We start from the raw sequence: 16,357 nt of genomic DNA, 5'->3' as shown, positions 1-16,357 counted from the left end.
GGCCGACCAGCGAACTGATCAGCTAAGCAGGCCGAGGATGGCAAGCAGCTCGCTGCGTATCATGTCCCGGTCCAGCGGCGCCGGCGCCGGCACGGCCGGCGCTGCGCGCTCATATTCAGCATCATACCCTGCCTGCGCCGGATCGGCGCTGCGGCTATCGAGTTTGTTGCGCGCCCCGCTGATGGTGAAACCTTGTTCGTATAACAGTTCCCGTATACGGCGTATCAGCAGCACCTCATGATGCTGGTAATAGCGCCGGTTGCCGCGCCGCTTGACCGGCTTGAGCTGGGTGAATTCCTGTTCCCAGTAGCGCAGCACATGCGGCTTCACGCCGCACAGCTCGCTCACCTCGCCTATCGTGAAATAGCGCTTGGCTGGAATCGGCGGCAACACCACCAGTTCGGACTTGCCTGGCCTATCGTTCATACTGCGGCCTCACTCAGGCGGCACGCGCCATGGGACTGCTTTCCTCGACCATGCTCTTCAGTTTCTGGCTGGCGTGGAAGGTGACGACGCGGCGCGCCGTGATCGGGATTTCCTCGCCGGTCTTCGGGTTGCGCCCCGGGCGCTGCGGCTTGTCGCGCAGCTGGAAATTGCCGAAACCGGACAGCTTGACGGCCTCGCCGCGCTCGAGCGCATTGCGGATCTCGTCAAAGAAGGTTTCCACCATGTCCTTGGCTTCACGCTTGTTCAGTCCAACCTGCTCGAACAGCAACTCTGCCAGCTCCGCCTTGGTCAGCGTGGGCATGTCCTTTTCCGCTTCCTGGCGCACCTTGGCCACCAGCATCGCGCTGTGCAGCTCGGCATCCAGAGCGGACTCGAGTACGGCGGTATCAACGTCGTTGTTATTAATTTTGCTGCCCTGCCTATAAAAAGAACAGGAATCCGGCGAACGCCGGATTCCGGGGTGGCATATTGCCCGTTGTGACTTACGGCCCGCTTAAGAACGCAGTTTGGCGCCGTGCTTTTGCTGCGCCGACTCGGCCAGCGCACTCATCACAGCGTCCACCACATCGTCCTGCAGGGTATTTTGAGTATCTTGCAAGCTAAAGCGGAAAGCAAGCGATTTCTCGTCCGCTTCCAAGCCCTTGCCGCGATATTCATCAAACAAAACAATGGCTTGCACCAGCTTGCCGTGCGGGTGGGCAGCCTGCGCGGCGGCGAAAGCGTCGAGCAGATCCTGCGCCGGCACGGCCTGCTTGACCACCAGCGCCAGGTCGCGCGTGGCGCCCGGGAACTTGGAGATTTCGCTGTACTTCGGCACATTGCGTTGCTGCAATGCAACGGCATCAACCTCGAACAGCACCGGCGCCTGCGGCAGGTCGTATTTCTGCAGCCAGCGCGGGTGCAGTTCGCCGATAAAGCCGATCACTTTGCCGTCCAGCTCGATATTCGCCGAGCGGCCCGGGTGCAGCGCAGGGTGCGCGGCCTTGGTGAAGCGCAGCGTCTGCGGCGCGAACAGCTGCTCCAGGTCCGCCTTCACGTCGAAGTAGTCGACCAGGCGGCTGTCCTGGCCCCACTGCTCGTCGGCCACCGGGCCGTAGGCCAGCGCGGCCACGCGCTGCGGCTGGCTGTAGCCGGCCACGCTCAGCGGGCCGTCCTGCACCGACGCGTCGCGCTGGTAGATGGCGCCCAGCTCGAACACGCGCACGCGGCTGGCTTTGCGGTTCAGGTTGTAGCGCACATTGGCCACCAGGCTGCCGATCAGCGAGGAACGCATCACGCTCAGCTGGCTGGCGATCGGGTTTTGCAGCTTGATCGGGTTGTCGTTGGCGCTGAAGTCCAGTTCCCACTGGGCTTCCACGAAGCTCATGTTGACCACTTCCTGGTAGCCCAGGTCGGCCAGCTGGTGGCGCACGGCGAACAGCGAACGGGTGTTCTCGGGCGCGATGCGCATGGTGTTCGGCGCCACCGGCGCCACCGCCGGGATGTTCTCGAAGCCGTACACGCGGGCCACTTCCTCGATCAGGTCTTCCTCGATTTCGATGTCGAAACGGTAGGACGGCGCGGTCACACTGAACACGCCTGCCTCGAGCGTGAACGGCAGGCCCAGGCGCGTGAAGATGTCGGCCACCAGCGCGTCGGTCAGCGGCACGCCGATGACTTTCTGGGCGCGCGCGGTGCGCATCTGCACCGGTTTCGGCTGCGGCAGGTTGGCGATCTGGTCGTCCACCGGGCCCACTTGCGTGGCCGGGGTGCCGCAGATCTCCACCAGCAGCGAGGTGATGCGCTCGATGTGCTCGACGGTGGTGGCGTAGTCCACGCCGCGCTCGAAGCGGTGCGCCGCGTCGGTCGAGAAGTTGTACTTGCGGGCCCGGCCCTGGATGGCGTTCGGCCACCAGAACGCCGCTTCCAGGTAGATCGATTCGGTGTCCAGCGAGACGGCGGTGGCGTCGCCGCCCATGATGCCGGCCAGCGATTCGAGTTCCTTGTCGTCGGCGATCACGCCCACCCACTCATCGACGGCCACGGTGTTGCCGTTCAGCAGCTTGAGCGTTTCGCCGGCCTTGCCCCAGCGCACGTCCAGGCCGCCATGGATCTTGGCCAGGTCGAACACGTGCGACGGGCGGCCCAGCTCCAGCATCACGTAGTTGGAAATGTCCACCAGCGCCGACACCGGGCGCTGGCCGCTGCGCTCGAGGCGCTGCTTCATCCATTCCGGCGTGGCGGCCTTCGCGTTCAGGTTGCGGATCACGCGGCCGGAGAAGCGGCCGCACAGGTCCGGCGCCGAGATCTTCACCGGCAGCACTTCGTCCATCGTCACCGGCACGGTGCGGAAGGACGGCAGGGTCAGCGGCACGCCGGTCAGCGCCGACACTTCGCGCGCCACGCCCAGCACCGACAGGCAGTCCGCCTTGTTCGGGGTCAGCTTGATGGTGAATTTCAGGTCGTTCAGCGCATAGTAGTCGCGGAAGTTCTGGCCCACCGGCGCGTCGTCCGGCAGTTCCAGCAGGCCCGAGCCCTCTTCCGACAGCTTCAGTTCCTTGGCCGAGCACAGCATGCCCTGCGACTCCACGCCGCGCAGCTTGCCCACCTTGATTTCGAACGGCTTGCCGTCCGCGCCGGGCGGCAGCAGCGCGCCGGCCATGGCGCACACCACCTTCAGGCCCGGGCGCACGTTGGGCGCGCCGCAGACGATGTTGAGCAGGGTGCCGGTGCCGACGTCCACCTGGCACACGTTCAGGCGGTCCGCGTCCGGGTGCTTGGCCATTTCGCGCACGTGGCCCACCACCACGTTGGAGAACGGCGGCGCCACCGCTTCGACTTCTTCCACTTCCAGGCCGGACATGGTCAGCATGTGCGCCAGTTCATCCGACGTCATTTTCGGATCGACGAGAGTGCGCAGCCAATTTTCAGAGAATTGCATATTCGTGGTGCCTCAGTTGAACTGTTTCAGGAAACGCAGGTCGCCTTCGTAGAACAGGCGCAGGTCGTTGATGCCGTAACGCAGCATGGTCAGGCGCTCCAGGCCGGAGCCGAACGCGAAACCGATGTAGCGCTCGGGATCGAGGCCGAAGTTGCGCACCACCGACGGGTGCACCTGGCCGGAGCCGGACACTTCCAGCCAGCGGCCCTTCAATGGACCGCTGCCGAAGGCGATGTCGATCTCGGCCGACGGTTCGGTAAACGGGAAGTACGAGGGGCGGAAGCGCACCTGCAGGTCGTCGGTCTCGAAGAAGGCCTTGACGAAGTTCAGGTACACGCCCTTCAGGTCGGCGAAGCTGATGTCCTCGGCGATCCACAGGCCTTCGACCTGGTGGAACATCGGCGAGTGGGTGGCGTCGCTGTCGACGCGGTAGGTGCGGCCCGGCGCGATCACCTTGATCGGCGGCGTGTGGCTGCGCGCGTAGCGCACCTGCATCGGGCTGGTGTGGGTGCGCAGCAGCAGCGGCTTGCCGGTGCTGTCGTTGCCGTCCACGTAGAAGGTGTCCTGCATCGAACGGGCCGGATGGTTTTCCGGGCTGTTCAGGGCGGTGAAATTGGTCCAGTCGGTTTCGATCTCGGGGCCGCCGGCCACGTCGAAGCCGATCGAGCGGAAGATTTCCTCCACGCGCTCCCAGGTGCGCATGACAGGATGCAGGCCACCGCCGGCGCGGCCGCGGCCTGGCAAGGTGACGTCGATTTCTTCCGCGTTCAGGCGGGCTTGCAGCTGGGCTTCGGCCATGGCGTCGCGGCGCGCGGTCAGCGCGGCCTCGATCTGCACTTTGGCGGCATTGATCAGCGCGCCCTGCGCCTTCTTCGCGTCCGGGTCGAGCTTGCCCAGGCCCTTCATCATTTCGGTGATCTGGCCGGTCTTGCCCAGATACTTGGCTTTGGCGTTTTCAAGTGCGGCGGCGTCCGCGGCGGCGATAAAGTCAGCACGTGCCGAGACGACCAGTTCTTCCAGGGAGTTCATGCAATATTCCTGTCTTGGAAATTAAAAACGGGGCACAGGTTCACACCTTGCCCCGCTCTCATGCGCTGCCGGAAGCAGCGCTACGCATCAAACGCTGATATTAGGCAGCGATTTGTGCTTTGACGGTGTTGACAATCGCGGCGAATGCCGGCTTGTCCATCACAGCCATATCGGCCAGAACCTTACGGTCCAGCTCGATGTTCGCCTTCTTCAGGCCGTTCATGAACACGCTGTACGTCACGCCATGCTCACGGGAAGCGGCGTTGATACGGGCGATCCACAGGCGGCGGAAGACGCGCTTCTTGTTACGGCGGTCGCGGTATGCGTACTGGCCAGCGCGCATGACTGCTTGCTTGGCAATACGGTATACCTTGCTACGACGACCACGGTAACCCTTGGCCAGGTTCAGTACTTTTTTATGACGGGCACGCGCAGTAACCCCACGTTTTACTCGAGGCATATTAGCTCCTTAAATGAGTGTGAGATTAAGCGGTAGGCATCATACGCATGACGGACGTGACATCCGACGCGTTGATGTTACGGGTACCACGCAGCTGACGCTTGTTTTTGGTGGTTTTCTTGGTCAGGATGTGGCGCTTGAAAGCCATACCCGATTTAACAGTACCACCTGGACGCACGCGAAAACGCTTTTTCGCGGAGCTTTTGGTCTTCATTTTTGGCATAACACATCTGCCCTCTTACGGGCAGCTCCAAATTAACAGGATTGCAGGTGGCAGCACTACGCTGCGCTTAGAGGCCTGCTTTCACTTGTTGATGCAGCGGTCCGTCTTGCTGTTGGCCACTACATTTTGCGGAACGCGATTATACCCTAAGGTGTCCGCAATTCCGCAAATTCTTGTTTACTTCTTCTTTTTCGGCGCCAGGACCATGATCATCTGGCGGCCTTCCATCTTCGGGAACTGCTCGACCTGGCCGTACGGCTCCAGGTCAGCCTTCAGACGCTCGAGCATGCGGAAACCGATATCCTGGTGCGCCATCTCACGGCCGCGGAAACGCAGCGTGATCTTGGTTTTGTCGCCTTCATCGAGGAACTTGATGAGGTTGCGCAGCTTGATATTGTAATCGCCGTCATCGGTGCCCGGACGGAATTTGACTTCCTTCACGGAGATGACTTTTTGCTTGAGCTTCGCTTCGTGGGCTTTCTTCTGCTCCGAATACTTGAACTTGCCGTAGTCCATCAGACGGCAGACTGGCGGGACCGCCGTAGGGGCGATCTCCACCAGGTCGACGTTCGCCTCTTCCGCCAGGCGGAAGGCTTCGGCCAGGCTCACGATACCGAGCGGTTCGTTTTCAACCCCGCTCAGACGCATTTCGGGAGCGGTGATTTCGCCATTGATGCGATGCGACTTGTCAGTAGCTATTGTAGTTTCCTTTAAAAATCTGATGATCGGCCGGTATGCGAGTTTCCTCGGAGTCAGGCTTTGTCGGCGACGTCTTTAAGGAGTCGCTCAACCAGGGAGTCGAGGGACATTACGCCCAGATCGACATTCCCACGCGCCCGCACGGCCACAGTGTTGGCATCCCGCTCCTTGTCGCCGACGACCAGAATGTACGGCAGTTTTTGGACGGAATGTTCACGTATTTTATACGTAATCTTCTCGTTGCGCAAATCGGTCTGCACGCGGAAGCCCTGTTGGCGCAGCTTGGCGGCCACATCGTTCACATAATCGGCCTGCGCGTCGGAGATGTTAAGCACCGACACTTGCACCGGCGCCAGCCACATCGGCAGCGCGCCGGCGTAGTTTTCGATCAGGATGCCGATGAAGCGCTCCAGTGAGCCGACGATGGCACGGTGCAGCATCACCGGCACCTGGCGCGAGTTGTCGGCCGCCACGTATTCGGCGCCCAGGCGCTGCGGCATGAAGAAGTCGACCTGCATGGTGCCGACCTGCCACGGGCGGCCCAGCGAATCCTTCAGGTGGTACTCGATTTTCGGGCCGTAGAAGGCGCCCTCGCCCGGCAGCTCGGTCCACTCGACGCCGCAGGCGCGCAGGCCGGAGCGCAGCGCTTCCTCCGCCTCGTCCCACACCTCGTCGGTGCCGATGCGGCTGTCGGGGCGCAGCGCCAGCTTGACGTCGATGTTGGTGAAGTCGAAGTCGGCATACACCTCCATCGCCTGGGTGTGGAAAGCCACCACCTCCGGCTCGATCTGCTCCTGCATGCAGAAGATGTGGCCGTCGTCCTGGGTGAAGCCGCGCACGCGCATGATGCCGTGCAGCGCGCCGGACGGCTCGTTGCGGTGGCACTGGCCGAACTCGCCGTAGCGCAGCGGCAGGTCGCGGTAGGAGCGCATATTGCTGTTGAAGATCTGCACGTGGCCCGGGCAGTTCATCGGCTTCAGCGCGTAGGAACGGTTTTCCGATTCCGTCACGAACATGTTCTCGCGGTAGTTGTCCCAGTGGCCGGTCTTGCCCCACAGGCTGGCGTCCAGGATCTGCGGCGCCTTCACTTCCTGGTAGCCGTTGACCTGGTATTTGTTGCGCATGTACTGCTCAACCTGTTGCCAGATGGTCCAGCCTTTCGGATGCCAGAACACCAGGCCCGGCGCCTCGTCCTGGAAGTGGAAGAAGTCCAGCTGCTTGCCCAGTTTGCGGTGGTCGCGCTTTTCCGCCTCTTCCAGCTGGAACAGGTACTGCTCCTGGTCTTCCTTCTTGGTCCAGGCGGTGCCGTAGACGCGCTGCAGCATCTCGTTTTTCGAGTCGCCGCGCCAGTAGGCGCCGGCCAGCTTCATCAGCTTGAACACTTTCAGCTTGCCGGTCGACGGCACGTGCGGGCCGCGGCACAGGTCGGTGAACTTGCCTTCCGAGTACAGCGACACGTCCTGGTCGGCAGGAATCGAGGCGATGATCTCGGCCTTGTAGTGCTCGTTGATCGACTTGAAGTAAGCCACGGCCTCGTCGCGCGGCAGCACCTGGCGGGTGACCGGCTCGTCCTTCTTGGCCAGCTCGGCCATTTTCTTTTCGATCGCCACCAGGTCGTCCGGGGTGAACGGGCGCTTGTACGAGAAGTCGTAGTAGAAGCCGTTTTCAATCACCGGGCCGATGGTCACTTGCGCATCGGGGAACAGCTCCTTGACGGCGTAGGCCAGCAAGTGGGCGGTGGAGTGGCGGATCACGTCCAGGCCTTCGGGGTCGCGGTCGGTGACGATGGCGACGTCGGCGTCCTTCTCGATCAGGAAGGAGGTATCGACCACCTTGCCATCAACCTTGCCGGCCAGCGCGGCCTTGCCCAGGCTGGTGCTGATATTGGAGGCCACCTGGGCCACCGTGACGGGCGCATCGAACTGACGCACGGAACCATCGGGAAGTCGGACTGCAACCATCATGCTCTCCAGTCGGCACAAATGCCGGATAGTGGGTAAACGAAATAAACGAAATTGGGAAACTGCGTATTGGGAACTGCGGACGAAAAAAAACGCGGGCTAGCCGCGTTTTTCTTCAATGTGATAGCGTGAGAAAGCCGGTGACTAGCGTTACTTACTAACCTTGGTAGTAGTTCGCGGTGTCATAACCGGATTGCCTTTCTCGCTCTTACATAATGTTGGTGGTGGGCGGTGAGGAATTCGAATCCCCGACCCCTTGGATGTCGACCAAGTATTCTAACCAGCTGAACTAACCGCCCTTTGGTACTGCCTGCACTACTACTTTACTGCTGAAAACCATCTTACTACATGTTCTGGTGGGCGGTGAGGAATTCGAATCCCCGACCCCTTGGATGTCGACCAAGTATTCTAACCAGCTGAACTAACCGCCCGAAGACCAGCATTATAGAGAGTGGAAATCGACTCCGCAAGGGGCAAATGTGAAAACATTGCTCTACCCCACTATGCTATATTCAGTTGTTGCACAGAAAACCAAGAACATGAAACAGTTGTTAATTTTCCTGGCCGCGGCGCTGTTCAGCCTGGGCGCCGCCGCCAGCGGGCACGGCACGCCGGCCGACGCCCTCGCCCTCATCAACAAGACCGCCGCCTACCTGGTCGACCAGGGGCCGGCCAAGACTTTCTTCGAAGCCAGCAATCCCAGGGGCCGCTTCATCCACCGCGACCTCTACATCGTTATTTACGACAAGCATGGTAAGGTAATGGCGCACGGGGCCATTCCACGCCTGGTGGGCCTCAATGTATACGACTACCGCGACGAGGAAGACAAGTACTTCGTGCGCGAGATCCTGGACAAAGCCCGCAAAGGCCAGCAAGGTCCGGTCGACTATAAATGGGTACATCCGCTGACGCGGCAGATGCAGGCCAAGTCGGCCTGGTTCCGCCAGGTGGGCCAGTACGTCATCACTTGCGGCACCTACAAATAATCGCGCACCATGCATACCGACACCGATACCGCCCGCCTGCACGCCCACCGCGCCGGCGACGCCAAGCACAAACACTTCGTGGGGGACCGCAGCCTGAAGGTGCTGGGCTGGGCGGTGGCGCTGACCCTCGGCTTCGCCGGGGTGGAAGCGGCGTCCGGCTTCCTGGCCAATTCGCTGGCGCTGATTTCGGACGCCGGCCACATGGTGACCGACGCCGCCGCGCTGGGCCTGGCCCTGCTGGCGCAGCTGATCGCCAAGCGGCCGCCGTCGGCGCGCTACTCCTTCGGCTACGGCCGCGCCGAGGCGCTGGCCGCCTTCGTCAACGGCCTGCTGATGCTGGGCGTGGTGGGCTGGATCGTGGCCGAAGCCATCCAGCGCTTCAGCGCGCCGCAGCAGGTGCGGGGCGGCATGGTGTTCGTGGTGGCGGGCATCGGCCTGTGCGTCAACCTGGCCGTGGCCTGGGTGCTATCGCACGACAAGCAAAGCATGAACACGCGTGCCGCGCTGGTGCACGTGATGGGCGACTTGCTGGGCTCGATCGCCGCGCTGGTGGCCGGCGCGGTGATCTGGCACACCGGCTGGACGCAGATCGACCCGCTGCTGTCCATCCTGGTGTCGCTGCTGATACTGAAGTCGACCGCGGCGCTACTGCGCGAGTCCTATCACCACCTGATGGAAGGCGTGCCCCTGCAGGTCGATTATTTGCAGGTGGGCGCCGACCTGGAACAGGTGGCGGGCGTGCTGTCGGTGCATGACCTGCACGTGTGGTCCATGTCACCCGGCCAGCCGGCGCTGATCGGCCACATCGAAGTGGACGACCTGCAGCACTGGCCGGCCATCCTGGCCGCCATCAAGGCCATGCTGCTGGAACGGCACGGCATCGACCACGTGACGCTGCAGGCCGAGCTGGCGCAATGATGGCGGGTTACGGCTTCGCCTGACCCGCCACCGCGTCAGGAACGGCGCGCTTCCAGCACGCCGCTGACTTCGGCGATCGCCGACAGGGCTTTCTGCAGCTGCGCGGTGGAGCCGATTTCAGCGGTGAAGGTCATGCGCGCCTGCCCTTTCGCGCTCTGCGTGTTGACGCCGATCACGTTGAGCTTCTCGCGCGAGAAGATCTCGGAGATATCGCGCAGCAGGCCCTGGCGGTCGCCCGCCAGCACGAAGATGCCGACCGGGTACACCGTCTCGTTGACCGCGCGCCCCCATTCGGTGACGATGACGCGCTCCGGCGCCTTGGCGCGCATTTCGGCGAAGTTCTTGCAGGTGGCGCGGTGGATCGACACGCCCTTGCCGCGCGTGACGAAGCCGACGATGCTGTCCGGCGGCGCCGGCTTGCAGCACTTGGCCAGCTGCGTCATCAAGCCGTCCGTGCCCACCACCAGCACACCCGACTTGGCGCCCTGCTCCACGCTGGAGGCGCGGCTCTTGCCGAGCACCACCGCGTCCTCCACTTCAACCGGCTCGCCCGTGTCGTGCAGCGCCTGCTCCACGTGGCGCAGGCTGAACTCTTCCTTGCCCACCGAGATGAACAGGTCGTCCACCTTGGCGAAGCCCAGCTTGTTCGCCAGCGCCTCCAGGTTGACGGCGGTCTTGCCCTCCCGCTGCAGCGATTTCTCCACCATGGCGCGGCCATGCGACAGCGTTTCCTGCTGGTCGATGGCGTGGAACCAGGCCCGGATCTTGGAACGGGTGCGGGTGGCAACCGTGTATTCCGGGTTGAGCCAGTCGCGCGACGGTCCGGCCGTGCCGGGCGCGCCCTTGGCGGTGATGATTTCGCAGGTCTGGCCGTTCTTCAGCGGCGTGTTGAGCGGCACCATGATGCCGTCCACGCGCGCGCCGCGGCAGCGGTGGCCGACGTCGCTGTGCAAATGGTAGGCGAAGTCGATCGGCGTGGCGCCCACCGGCAGTTCCAGCACGCGCGCCTGCGGCGTGAGCACGAAAATGCGGTCGTCCAGCGAGGCCGACTTGAGTTTTTCCACCCACTCGCGCTGCACCTCCTCCTGGCCCACCACGGTGTCGGCCACGTCCGATTTCCAGGCCAGCAGCTGGCGCAGCCAGGCGATCTTCTCGTCGTACTTCTGGCCCTGGAAGTTGGAGCCGCCCTCCTCCTTGTAGCGCCAGTGCGCGGCCACGCCGTACTCGGCGAAGTTGTGCATTTCCTGGGTGCGGATCTGCACTTCCAGCGGGCGGCCGTCGTCGGCCGTCACCACCGTATGCAGCGAGCGGTAGCCGTTCGGCTTGGGCCGCGAAATATAGTCGTCGAATTCCTTCGGGATCGGGGTCCAGATATTGTGCACCACGCCCAGCACGGTGTAGCAGGTCTTGACGTCGTCGACGATGACGCGGAAGGCCCGCACGTCGTACAGTTCCGTGAAGTCCAGCTCCTTGCCGCGCATCTTGCTCCAGATCGAGTAGATGTGCTTGGGCCGGCCGAACACCTCGGCCTTGATGCCGGCGCTGTTCAGCTCATTCTGCAGGCGCGTGATGGAGGACGACACGAAGCCCTCGCGCATCATGCGCTTTTCTTCCAGCATCTTGGCGATGCGCTTGTACGCCTCCGGCTCGATGAAGCGGAACGACAAGTCTTCCAGCTCCCATTTCAGCTGCCAGATGCCGAGCCGGTTGGCCAGCGGCGCGTACAGGTCCAGCGTTTCGCGGCCATAGCTGTGGGTCACCTCGTCGAAACGCTTGATCTCGGCGAAGTAGCGCAAGGTCGTCACGCAGGAAGCCAGGCGCACCAGCACCACGCGCATGTCGCTGGCCATGGCCAGCAGCATCTTGCGCAGCGTTTCAACTTGCGCCACGGCCTGCTGGGCCGCGTTCTTGCCGCGCCCGGGCGCGCCGGCGGGCTGGGTCTGGGTCAGCTCGCGCAGCCGGATCAGCTGGCGCACGCCGCTGACCAGCTCGGCCACGGCGGGGCCGAAGCGGGGTTCGATATTCGGGGCCTGGGACGGGTCGAGCAGGGTTGCTTCGAACATCAGGCCGGCGATGCGGGTTTCCGCATCGATGCGCAGGAAGGCCAGCGTGCTCGCGACGCCGACGGCGAACTCGAACGCACTCTGGCCGCTGCTGCAGGTCTTGTCGCCATACGCTGCGCTGGCCAGGTCAAGCGCGGCCAGCACCCGCGCGCCGTCTTCGGCCGACAGGCCTTGGACCAGCTGGTCCGACGTTGCGCTGTTGAGCGCTGCGATAGAAACCATGTTACCTCTCAGTTACCGCTTACTTCAGTTAAAACCGGTGCCGCTGCCGCTGCGCGGCAGCGGCGCAATCTCACAATATCATTAACGCTGTGCCGCCACCACCACCACTTCGACCAGGCAGGCCGGGTTGGCCAGCGTGGCTTGCACGGTGGCGCGCGGCGGGGTGTGGCCCTGGGCGACCCAGCTGTCCCACACTTCGTTCATGCCCGGGAACAGGGCCATGTCCTTGATGTAGATGGCGGTGCTCAGGATGCAGGTCTTGTCGCTGCCGGCTTCGGCCAGCAGGCGGTCCACGGCGGCCAGCACTTCCTGGGTCTGGCCCACGATGTCCTTGCTGGTGTCTTCGGCGATCTGGCCGGCCAGGTAGACGGTGCCGTTGTGGATGGCAACTTCGGACAGGCGTTTGCCAACGTGCAGGCGGGTGATTTCCATACTATGTTCTTTCTAAAGGTTTATAGGTCAAGTAAAAACTTCCTGGCAATGGCGATCTGGTCGTCATGCAGGAAGGTGGGAGCGTGACCGACGTCCGGTATCTCCACCAGCGTGGCTTTTGGCCCGCGCTGCGTCATGCTCAATGCCGTCGCCGGCGACAGCAAATCGGATTGGGCGCCGCGCACCAGCAGGGTCGGGCAGCGGATCGCGTCATAGGCGGCCCACAGCATGGCCTCGTCGGCGCGCGCCGATTCCGGCGTGGCCGAGCGGAACGGCTGGGCCAGTCCCATATCATAGTGGCGCACCCACTGGCCGTCCTTGTCCTGGCGCAACACATCGGCGGCCAGCTTGTGCCATTCTTCCTCGGTGTGCGGGCCGAACGGCAGCGACACGTCGCGCACGAATTTGGCGCCCAGTTCAAAGGTGGGGAAGCGCAGGTCCTGGCCGATGTAGTCGCCGATGCGCTGCAGCGCTTCCGGGTCCAGCACCGGGCCGATGTCGTTGAGCACCAGCTTGCTGACCGGGCTGTCCGGCAGCGAGGCCAGGCCCATGCCGATCAGGCCGCCCATCGAGGTGCCGAACCAGTCCACGGTCTGGCGCGGGCCGCGCGCGGTCACGCGCGCCACCAGGGTCACCATGTCGGCCACGTATTGCGGCAGGCGGTACAGTTCGGGATTGCGCAGGCGGCCGGAGCGGCCGCGGCCCACCACGTCCGGCGCCACCACGCGGTAGTGGCCGGCCAGCGCGCGCGCCATGTTGTCGAAGTCGTCGGAAACGCGCGTCACGCCATGCACGCACACCAGCACGTCGGGATTGTCCTCGTCGCCCCACTCCTTGTAGGCCATCCGGTGCAGTCCGCTGGGCGAAATGCACTGTACAGACTTTATTTTTGCCTCGATCATGCTGATTCCTTTTTTTCAACGTACGACATTTTACCCGGCGTTGCGCTTAAAATCTTGAAGAAGTGTAGCGCACGCATTTCCCATCCGACAACCCGCAACTTCCGATTCACTCTATAAAGGAATTCCATGGCCAGCACCCTCCTCCGCGGCAAGACCGCACTCGTCACCGGTTCCACGTCCGGCATCGGCCTGGGCATGGCGCGTTCACTGGCGGCCGAAGGCGCCAACATCCTGTTCAACGGCTTCGGCGACGCGGCCGAAATCGCCCGGCTGCAGGCCGATACGGCGCGCGAGTTCGGCGTGCAGACCGCTTACCACAACGCCGACATGTCGAAAGCGGCCGAAATCGAGGCGCTGTTCGCGTTCGCGGCCGACAAGTTCGGCGGCCTGGACGTGGTGGTCAACAACGCCGGCATCCAGCACGTGGCCAACGTGGAAGACTTCCCGGTCGAAAAATGGGACTCCATCATCGCCATCAACCTCACTTCGGCCTTCCACACCTCGCGCCTGGCGCTGCCGTACATGCGCAAGCAGAACTGGGGCCGCATCATCAACCTGGCCTCGGCGCACGGGCTGGTGGGCTCGGCCGGCAAGTCGGCCTATGTGGCGGCCAAGCACGGCCTGGTGGGCCTGACCAAGGTGACCGCGCTGGAAACGGCGCAGACCGGCGTCACCGCCAACGCCATCTGCCCCGGCTTCGTGCTGACCCCGCTGGTGCAGAAACAGGTGGACGCGCGCGCGCTGAAGGACGGCCTGAGCAACGACGAGGCCAAGAAGGCGCTGCTGGCCGACAAGCAGCCGTCCGGCGAGTTCGTCACGCCCGAGGAACTGGGCGCGCTGGCCGTGTTCCTGTGCAGCGACGCGGCCAAGCAGGTGCGCGGCGTGGCCTGGAATATGGACGGCGGCTGGGTCGCGCAATAACAGCGCAGTAAAGCCGCGGCAAGGCTGCAATAAGGGGAAGGCGTAAGCCGCGCCATTGTGGATTGCCGCAATGTGGTTAACCGCAATAGTGATTGCCACAATAGTCCACACAGTTATTTTCCCTCATGATCGGCCCCATTCGATTCATCAATGGGGGAGACGATCATGAAAAAACCGTTCTACAAAGTCCTGTATGTGCAGGTCTTGTTCGCAATTCTGTGCGGCGTGCTGCTGGGCATTTACCTGCCCGGCGACGCCGTCGCCATGAAGCCGCTCGGCGACGGCTTCATCAAGCTGATCAAGATGATCATCGCCCCGGTGATCTTCTGCACCGTGGTGTCCGGCATTGCCGGCATGCAGGACGTCAAGAAAATCGGCCGCGTCGGCGGCAAGGCCCTGCTGTATTTCGAAGTAGTGTCGACCTTCGCGCTGGTGATCGGCCTGTTCGTGGCCAACCTGCTGCGCCCGGGCGACGGCTTCAACGTCGACCCCGCCACCCTGGACACCAAGGCCATCGCCCAGTACACGGAAAAAGCCAAGCACCAGTCCACCACCGACTTCGTGATGAACATCATCCCGAACACCGTGGTCGACGCCTTCGCCAAGGGCGACATCCTGCAGGTGCTGCTGATCTCCGTGCTGTTCGGTTTCGCGCTGTCGCTGATGGGTGAAAAAGGCCGTCCGCTGGCCAAGCTGATCGACGAACTGGCGCACGCCATCTTCGGCATCGTCAACATCGTCATGAAAGTCGCCCCGATCGGCGCGTTCGGCGCCATGGCCTTCACCATCGGCAAGTACGGCATCGACTCGCTGCTGCCGCTGGCCAAGCTGATGGGTTCGTTCTACCTGACCTGCATCCTGTTCATCTTCATCGTGCTGGGCTCGATCGCCAAGTTCACCGGTTTCTCGATCACCCGCTTCATCAACTACGTGAAGGAAGAACTGCTGATCGTGCTGGGCACCAGCTCGTCGGAAAGCGCGCTGCCTTCGCTGATGCGCAAGCTGGAAAAACTGGGCTGCGCCAAGCCCGTGGTGGGCCTGGTGGTTCCTACCGGCTACTCCTTCAACCTGGACGGCACCAACATCTACATGACCATGGCCGCCCTGTTCGTGGCGCAAGCCACCAACACCGACCTGACCCTGGGCCAGGAGCTGACCATCCTGGCGGTGGCGATGCTGACCTCGAAGGGCGCCTCCGGCATCACCGGCGCCGGCTTCATCACCCTGGCCGCCACCCTGGCCGTGGTGCCGACCATCCCGGTGGCGGGCATGGCGCTGATCCTGGGCATCGACCGCTTCATGAGCGAAGCCCGCGCGCTGACCAACTTCATCGGCAACGGCGTGGCCGCCGTGGTGGTGTCGAAGTGGGAAAACGAGCTGGACATGGAAACCATGCACCGCGAACTGGCCAACCCTTCGCCGATGGGCGAGGCGCACGCCGCCGAGCCTGCAGCTGCCCCGGCCGCAGCCAAGGCAGCGTAACAGCCGGCTAGTCCGCGCCAACGGCGGTGCGCTTCCTGCGCACCGCCGTCAGTCCAAACAAGCCCCCGGCCATCAGCAGTAGCGACGCCGGCTCCGGCACCCCCACCCTCACCTCATCGATCGCGCTGCCGCTGAAGCCGCTTTGCCTGTTGGCGGTGGAAAAGGCGTAATAGCGCACCTCGTCGAAGCCGGCCCCGTCGGCCAGCGCCAGCACCGCGCCATGCGGCTGGCTGAAATTGCCCGCCCCCGTCTGCACGCTGTCGTTGAAGGTCTTCCAGTAGCCGTTCAGGTTGAGGTAGCTGCTGTCGGCCGCGAACTCCACTTTGTAGAAGTCCAGGCCGCTCGCCAGGCGGATGCTGATATAGGCGTTGTTGCCGGACGAGGCCATATAGTTGCCGCTGAACGCCGGGCTCAAATCGGTCGGCGCGCCGTAGCAGTGCGCGCCCGCGTAGCCGCAGCCGTTGTTGTTGGCCGAGCCCGTATAGCTGAACAGCAGGCCGTCCTCCACGTAGCCGCTGGCCATGGCCGTGTTGCGTTCGAAATGGGCGGCGTTGGTGACCGTTTTCACGGCCGTGCCGCTGCCCAGCGTGGCGATCACGGCGGCCCCGGCGCTGCCGGGCAGCAGCATGGCGGCGGCCAATGCCAACGCCGGCGCCAATGCCGGCGCGCGTTGCAAGATGCTCTTCATCGTC

The 16,357-nt window shown here is 63.3% G+C and carries 16 protein-coding genes and 2 tRNA genes; 4 read left to right on the top strand and 14 right to left on the bottom strand.

Features of this window, described 5'->3' with window-relative positions; genetic code table 11:
• Positions 1-18: 18 nt before the first annotated feature.
• The 10 genes from AC56DV_RS28120 to AC56DV_RS28075 form a co-directional block, all read right to left on the bottom strand.
• Positions 19-426: a MerR family transcriptional regulator gene (locus tag AC56DV_RS28120; protein ID WP_496317506.1), complete on the bottom strand. Its 408-nt coding sequence runs from the start codon at positions 424-426 to the stop codon at positions 19-21.
• Between the two features lie 13 nt (positions 427-439).
• The gene (locus AC56DV_RS28115) at positions 440-787 is read right to left on the bottom strand and encodes an integration host factor subunit alpha (protein ID WP_056391332.1); all 348 of its coding nucleotides are present in this window, start codon (positions 785-787) and stop codon (positions 440-442) included.
• Positions 788-940: 153 nt separating this feature from the next.
• Positions 941-3,367, bottom strand: a complete 2,427-nt coding sequence (pheT, locus tag AC56DV_RS28110) for a phenylalanine--tRNA ligase subunit beta (RefSeq protein ID WP_496317505.1) — start codon at positions 3,365-3,367, stop codon at positions 941-943.
• Between the two features lie 12 nt (positions 3,368-3,379).
• Positions 3,380-4,396 (bottom strand): phenylalanine--tRNA ligase subunit alpha, encoded by a 1,017-nt coding sequence (pheS, locus tag AC56DV_RS28105; protein WP_496317504.1) that lies wholly within the window; start codon positions 4,394-4,396, stop codon positions 3,380-3,382.
• 100 nt (positions 4,397-4,496) lie between these two features.
• Positions 4,497-4,856 carry a 50S ribosomal protein L20 gene (gene rplT / locus AC56DV_RS28100; protein WP_028833836.1) on the bottom strand — a complete coding sequence of 120 codons (360 nt, stop codon included), beginning with the start codon at positions 4,854-4,856 and terminating at the stop codon, positions 4,497-4,499.
• Positions 4,857-4,881: 25 nt separating this feature from the next.
• Positions 4,882-5,079: a 50S ribosomal protein L35 gene (gene rpmI / locus AC56DV_RS28095; RefSeq protein WP_008449407.1), complete on the bottom strand. Its 198-nt coding sequence runs from the start codon at positions 5,077-5,079 to the stop codon at positions 4,882-4,884.
• Between the two features lie 177 nt (positions 5,080-5,256).
• The gene (infC, locus tag AC56DV_RS28090; protein ID WP_496318494.1) at positions 5,257-5,802 is read right to left on the bottom strand and encodes a translation initiation factor IF-3; all 546 of its coding nucleotides are present in this window, start codon (positions 5,800-5,802) and stop codon (positions 5,257-5,259) included.
• 29 nt (positions 5,803-5,831) lie between these two features.
• Positions 5,832-7,739, bottom strand: a complete 1,908-nt coding sequence (thrS, locus tag AC56DV_RS28085; RefSeq protein WP_496318493.1) for a threonine--tRNA ligase — start codon at positions 7,737-7,739, stop codon at positions 5,832-5,834.
• A gap of 222 nt (positions 7,740-7,961) precedes the next feature.
• Positions 7,962-8,038: transfer RNA gene (locus AC56DV_RS28080), tRNA-Val, on the bottom strand.
• Between the two features lie 55 nt (positions 8,039-8,093).
• Positions 8,094-8,170 (bottom strand) — tRNA-Val (locus AC56DV_RS28075).
• A gap of 108 nt (positions 8,171-8,278) precedes the next feature.
• Here AC56DV_RS28075 and AC56DV_RS28070 point away from each other — a divergent pair.
• Together AC56DV_RS28070 and AC56DV_RS28065 are read left to right on the top strand one after the other, a co-directional pair.
• Positions 8,279-8,725 carry a cache domain-containing protein gene (locus AC56DV_RS28070; RefSeq protein WP_496317503.1) on the top strand — a complete coding sequence of 149 codons (447 nt, stop codon included), beginning with the start codon at positions 8,279-8,281 and terminating at the stop codon, positions 8,723-8,725.
• Positions 8,726-8,734: 9 nt separating this feature from the next.
• Positions 8,735-9,643, top strand: coding sequence for a cation diffusion facilitator family transporter (locus tag AC56DV_RS28065; RefSeq protein ID WP_496317502.1), 909 nt, complete (start codon positions 8,735-8,737; stop codon positions 9,641-9,643).
• A gap of 35 nt (positions 9,644-9,678) precedes the next feature.
• On the opposite strand, the gene AC56DV_RS28060 is transcribed toward AC56DV_RS28065, so the two are convergent.
• The 3 genes from AC56DV_RS28060 to AC56DV_RS28050 all read right to left on the bottom strand — a co-directional run bounded on the left by AC56DV_RS28060 (position 9,679) and on the right by AC56DV_RS28050 (position 13,262).
• On the bottom strand, positions 9,679-11,928 hold the full coding sequence (locus AC56DV_RS28060) for a RelA/SpoT family protein (protein WP_496317501.1): 2,250 nt from the start codon (positions 11,926-11,928) through the stop codon (positions 9,679-9,681).
• An 81-nt stretch (positions 11,929-12,009) separates the two neighbouring features.
• The gene (locus AC56DV_RS28055; RefSeq protein ID WP_496317500.1) at positions 12,010-12,360 is read right to left on the bottom strand and encodes a RidA family protein; all 351 of its coding nucleotides are present in this window, start codon (positions 12,358-12,360) and stop codon (positions 12,010-12,012) included.
• A gap of 20 nt (positions 12,361-12,380) precedes the next feature.
• Positions 12,381-13,262 carry an alpha/beta fold hydrolase gene (locus tag AC56DV_RS28050; RefSeq protein ID WP_496317499.1) on the bottom strand — a complete coding sequence of 294 codons (882 nt, stop codon included), beginning with the start codon at positions 13,260-13,262 and terminating at the stop codon, positions 12,381-12,383.
• Positions 13,263-13,388: 126 nt separating this feature from the next.
• Here AC56DV_RS28050 and AC56DV_RS28045 point away from each other — a divergent pair, with 126 nt between their 5' ends.
• Together AC56DV_RS28045 and AC56DV_RS28040 are read left to right on the top strand one after the other, a co-directional pair.
• Positions 13,389-14,183 carry a 3-hydroxybutyrate dehydrogenase gene (locus AC56DV_RS28045; protein WP_496317498.1) on the top strand — a complete coding sequence of 265 codons (795 nt, stop codon included), beginning with the start codon at positions 13,389-13,391 and terminating at the stop codon, positions 14,181-14,183.
• 162 nt (positions 14,184-14,345) lie between these two features.
• Positions 14,346-15,665, top strand: coding sequence for a dicarboxylate/amino acid:cation symporter (locus tag AC56DV_RS28040; protein WP_496318492.1), 1,320 nt, complete (start codon positions 14,346-14,348; stop codon positions 15,663-15,665).
• A gap of 7 nt (positions 15,666-15,672) precedes the next feature.
• Here AC56DV_RS28040 and AC56DV_RS28035 read toward each other — a convergent pair whose 3' ends face one another.
• Positions 15,673-16,353, bottom strand: coding sequence for a PEP-CTERM sorting domain-containing protein (locus AC56DV_RS28035; protein WP_496317497.1), 681 nt, complete (start codon positions 16,351-16,353; stop codon positions 15,673-15,675).
• Positions 16,354-16,357: the final 4 nt, after the last annotated feature.

This window comes from Massilia sp. BGA-UO-ETr-WB1 (assembly GCF_059567845.1).
The sequence above is the reverse complement of the archived record's forward strand: the minus strand, read 5'-3'. Positions and strand labels throughout refer to the sequence as shown.

Bases quoted from the DNA above. Each gene is read 5' to 3' on its own strand.
- AC56DV_RS28120 (WP_496317506.1), bottom strand. From the start codon at position 426: ATGAACGATAGGCCAGGCAAGTCCGAACTGGTGGTGTTGCCGCCGATT.
- AC56DV_RS28115 (WP_056391332.1), bottom strand. From the start codon at position 787: ATGCTGGTGGCCAAGGTGCGCCAGGAAGCGGAAAAGGACATGCCCACG.
- pheT (WP_496317505.1), bottom strand. From the start codon at position 3,367: ATGCAATTCTCTGAAAATTGGCTGCGCACTCTCGTCGATCCGAAAATG.
- pheS (WP_496317504.1), bottom strand. From the start codon at position 4,396: ATGAACTCCCTGGAAGAACTGGTCGTCTCGGCACGTGCTGACTTTATC.
- rplT (WP_028833836.1), bottom strand. From the start codon at position 4,856: ATGCCTCGAGTAAAACGTGGGGTTACTGCGCGTGCCCGTCATAAAAAA.
- rpmI (WP_008449407.1), bottom strand. From the start codon at position 5,079: ATGCCAAAAATGAAGACCAAAAGCTCCGCGAAAAAGCGTTTTCGCGTG.
- thrS (WP_496318493.1), bottom strand. From the start codon at position 7,739: ATGGTTGCAGTCCGACTTCCCGATGGTTCCGTGCGTCAGTTCGATGCG.
- AC56DV_RS28070 (WP_496317503.1), top strand. From the start codon at position 8,279: ATGAAACAGTTGTTAATTTTCCTGGCCGCGGCGCTGTTCAGCCTGGGC.
- AC56DV_RS28065 (WP_496317502.1), top strand. From the start codon at position 8,735: ATGCATACCGACACCGATACCGCCCGCCTGCACGCCCACCGCGCCGGC.
- AC56DV_RS28060 (WP_496317501.1), bottom strand. From the start codon at position 11,928: ATGGTTTCTATCGCAGCGCTCAACAGCGCAACGTCGGACCAGCTGGTC.
- AC56DV_RS28055 (WP_496317500.1), bottom strand. From the start codon at position 12,360: ATGGAAATCACCCGCCTGCACGTTGGCAAACGCCTGTCCGAAGTTGCC.
- AC56DV_RS28050 (WP_496317499.1), bottom strand. From the start codon at position 13,262: ATGATCGAGGCAAAAATAAAGTCTGTACAGTGCATTTCGCCCAGCGGA.
- AC56DV_RS28045 (WP_496317498.1), top strand. From the start codon at position 13,389: ATGGCCAGCACCCTCCTCCGCGGCAAGACCGCACTCGTCACCGGTTCC.
- AC56DV_RS28035 (WP_496317497.1), bottom strand. From the start codon at position 16,353: ATGAAGAGCATCTTGCAACGCGCGCCGGCATTGGCGCCGGCGTTGGCA.